Source organism: Pediococcus damnosus, assembly GCF_001437255.1.
GTDB classification, from domain to species: Bacteria; Bacillota; Bacilli; order Lactobacillales; family Lactobacillaceae; genus Pediococcus; species Pediococcus damnosus.
The window spans coordinates 1-3506 of record NZ_JQBD01000131.1 but is presented as its reverse complement, the minus strand read 5'-3'; the positions used below and the strand labels follow the sequence as shown (position 1 = coordinate 3506).

The following is a 3506-nucleotide window of genomic DNA, read 5'->3' as shown; positions in this document are numbered from 1 at the left end:
TCACCAATACCAGAAAGTGTAGACCCAAAAATTTTAACAAATTAAAAGACTCTTTCGCGTAAACGAAAGAGTCTTTTTTGAATCGTTTAAAAATTTAAGCTTCTTTTTTGGAATGTGGCATAAAGACTTCTGTTGGCGCTTCGTAAGCATCCTCACCCTTAACAAAAATATCGTTTTCCTGATCCATTTCATCTCGTAATTGATCTGTGGATGCCTGAAAACTATCAGATGCAGATTCAAAAAGATCGTCTTTACTTTCAAGAACTTTGTCCTTAAGATCAGCGGCAGAATCAAAAATACGATCCTTTAATTCACTTTCCCAGTCATCGCCCTCAAGATCATTTTCTTCTCTAAATCGTTTAACTTTTTCTTGCGTTCCCTGAATCAATTCATCCTTAGTAGTACCAGTTAATTTTAATGTGGCATAAACAGCAGCAGAACCACCTAATAAAGCTCCTAACAAGAATTTACCTTTACTCATTTATAAAGCCTCCAATTTTTCTATTTATTTTTATGTTCTCGGTATAAATTTACGGCACCCTTACCAGCTTTGAAAGCCGTTGAAACTTTTCCAGATTTCTTACCTGGATTCGTTAATTTTGTTGTCAAATTGCGTGTTGCCTCATTTAAGTCAGAGGTACTCTGCCCTAAGTCAGCCATTGCTTGAAATACTGGATCAATCTTTGCTACCTTACCATTTACATCGGCTAACAAATCATTTGCATTAGCCATAATATCCTCTGCTTCTTTAGAAAGTAAATCTACATCTTTTGTAACTACCGCCAAACTCCGATTAATTTCCACCAGAATTTTTGAAGCACGGATTAAAACAACCCCAATAAACAATACTAATATTAATAAAGCCACTGCCGCGATAATCGCTGCAATTCCGCCACCTGTCATAATTCAGCCTCCTTGTTAACTTGAATAGCTTAAGCATATCATTACAAATTACCCACTGCAATTAAAAAAGTAGCAAAACACTTTTTTTATGAAATGGATTACAAAACTTTTTTGGTCTGTTAAAATCAGTACATAAGGAGATGGTCAATATTAATTTTATTATCGGCGCCACAAGTTCCCCTCTTTCGCTAATTAAAGCCTTTCAGAATTATTTCAACTCCATTGACTGGGAAAAAATTGCAACTAGTTTAATTAATCATTTATTTGAAATTGTCTTGATTTCAATATTTTTTTGGTTACTCAATTCAATTGGAAAACGTTTATTAACAAGAGGTCTCCATAAGTATCATCATCTTAATGATGCAATGCCTAGCCGAGCCATGACCTTATTGGCATTAGTAATTAATATTTTTCACTATGTCGTTTTATTTTTCTATCTTTACGCAATTCTTTCCATCATTGGCGTTCCAATCGGCACACTTGTTGCTGGAGCTGGAATCATTAGTATTGCCGTTGGGCTAGGTGCTCAAGGCTTAGTTAGCGATATTGTGAATGGATTGTTCATCTTATTAGATGGTCAGTTGGACGTTGGTGATCAAGTTACTATTCAAAATATTAATGGAAAAGTAACCGAAATTGGCTTACGATCTACGCAAATTCTTTCCGATGATGGCACAACTAACTTTATTCCTAATCGTTCAATCACAGCCATTGCCAACCATTCTCGTAATGATCAAGTTGTGACAATCTTTCTGGCTTTCACAAACCTAACCGATTTAGAAAATGGTAAAAAAATTATTGAACAAGTCAATCCTGATTTAACCTCTAAATTACAGGATGTTACAACAGATCCAACTTTGACGGGACCCGTTCAAGATTCACGTGGAAATATTGGCTTGCGTATTAAAATGTATGTGGCTAACGGCACCGTTGATACCGTCCAAACTTCTTTTCTACAGAGCTATTTAACAAAACTTTCTGAAAACGATATCCAAATTATTAATAATCAATTACTCAAAACTAATAAATAGGAAAGGGTTACGAAATCAAATTTCGTAACCCTTTTTTCTACCACCACTGATCAAAAACTTCGAGTAACTTTTCACTTGCTTTCCCGCGATGCCTAATTTGATTTTTTTCGGCAGCTGACATTTCAGCCAGAGATTTTTTCTTTTCTGGTACCCAAAATAAAGGATCATAACCAAACCCGTTATATCCCCTTGGCACCAAAAGAATACATCCTTTCAAATCACCATCGACTACCAATTTATTCTCATCTGGTTTCATTAAAACTAAGGTTGTATGGAAGGTTGCCGTTCTTTTTTCAAATGGCACTCCTGCAAGCTCACTTAATATTTTTGCATTATTTGCAGCATCATCGTGATCTCCTGCATAGCGGGCTGAAAAAATTCCTGGGCGCCCATTAAGAGCATCAATTTCAAGACCTGAATCGTCTGCCAAAACAGGCAAGCTTGTTTCCTTAGTAACTGCCTTAGCCTTTAACGTGGCATTTTCCTCAAAAGTAAGGCCAGTCTCTTTAATTTTTCCAATTTCAGGATAATCTTTCAACGATGAAACTTCAATATGTTTCTGTGCAAACAGCTTCTGGAATTCTTTTAATTTTCCAAGGTTATTAGTTGCAATCACAATATGATTCTTCATCATTTTTATTTCCCCAATTCTAGTTCATCAATTTTTGCTTTTTTAGACTGAATATCAATCCCTAACCACTGGCTAGCAATTTGATTAAAACTAACAGGTGATGCTGTTGTATAGTAAGCATCCTTGATTTGATCTCCGGCCGAGTCTTTGGCAATTTCAAAATAATCGAGTAACGCTGATACGGTTCCAACGGTTTCAGCTCCGGAATCAATTAGTTTAACTTGCTTACCCATCACATCTTGAATAATGGGTCTTAGTAATGGATAATGTGTACATCCCAAAATCAAGGTATCAACATTCTTGCTTTCAAAAAATTGTAATGTCTCGGCAACTATTTTTTTGGCAATCGGAGAGTTATATTCATTGCTTTCCACCAAAGGTACAAATTTTGGACAGGCCAAACTGAATACCTTAACCGAATTATCCTTAGACAATATTGCCTTTTCGTATGCACGACTTTTAATTGTACCCTCTGTGCCAATAACCCCGATTCGACGATTACGGGTTGCCTTAAGTGCAGCACGACTACCTGGTGAAATTACCCCTATTACCGGAATGGAAAGCTTCTCTTGAAGATCCTTCAGAGCAGCAGAAGTTGCAGTATTACAGGCAATAACAAGCATTTTAATATCTTGATGCGTTAAAAATGCCGCCATTTGCTCAGAAAATTGGCGTACCTCATCACTGGACCGAGGCCCATAAGGTAATCTAGCTTGATCTCCAATAAAGCAAACAGACTCAAGTGGTAATTGACGCAAAGCCTCTCGGACGACGGTTAAACCACCAACCCCCGAGTCCATAAATCCAATTGCACGGTTATCCATTTTATTCATCCTCTTCACATATTCTGAAACTACATTATCTCTTTTAAAAAAAAGAAAATCAAGCGTTATCACGGTAATCAAAAAAGTGGATCTACACTTTCTGGTATTGGTGAATAA

At 36.5% G+C, this 3506-nt stretch carries 5 protein-coding genes; 1 reads left to right on the top strand and 4 read right to left on the bottom strand.

The genetic code is table 11. From position 1 onward, the window contains the following. Nucleotides 1-94: 94 nt before the first annotated feature. Both IV84_RS10075 and IV84_RS10070 read right to left on the bottom strand, forming a co-directional pair. Nucleotides 95-481, bottom strand: a complete 387-nt coding sequence (locus IV84_RS10075) for a hypothetical protein (protein ID WP_046872441.1) — start codon at nt 479-481, stop codon at nt 95-97. Between the two features lie 20 nt (nt 482-501). Then, nucleotides 502-903 (bottom strand): DUF948 domain-containing protein, encoded by a 402-nt coding sequence (locus IV84_RS10070; protein WP_046872442.1) that lies wholly within the window; start codon nt 901-903, stop codon nt 502-504. 140 nt (nt 904-1043) lie between these two features. Between IV84_RS10070 and IV84_RS10065 the strand changes: the two genes are divergently transcribed. After that, nucleotides 1044-1934 carry a mechanosensitive ion channel family protein gene (locus IV84_RS10065; RefSeq protein ID WP_052694571.1) on the top strand — a complete coding sequence of 297 codons (891 nt, stop codon included), beginning with the start codon at nt 1044-1046 and terminating at the stop codon, nt 1932-1934. Between the two features lie 37 nt (nt 1935-1971). On the opposite strand, the gene IV84_RS10060 is transcribed toward IV84_RS10065, so the two are convergent. After that, on the bottom strand, nt 1972-2565 hold the full coding sequence (locus IV84_RS10060) for an XTP/dITP diphosphatase (protein WP_056986600.1): 594 nt from the start codon (nt 2563-2565) through the stop codon (nt 1972-1974). A gap of 5 nt (nt 2566-2570) precedes the next feature. Then, nucleotides 2571-3389 carry a glutamate racemase gene (gene racE, locus IV84_RS10055; protein WP_046872443.1) on the bottom strand — a complete coding sequence of 273 codons (819 nt, stop codon included), beginning with the start codon at nt 3387-3389 and terminating at the stop codon, nt 2571-2573. Nucleotides 3390-3506: the final 117 nt, after the last annotated feature.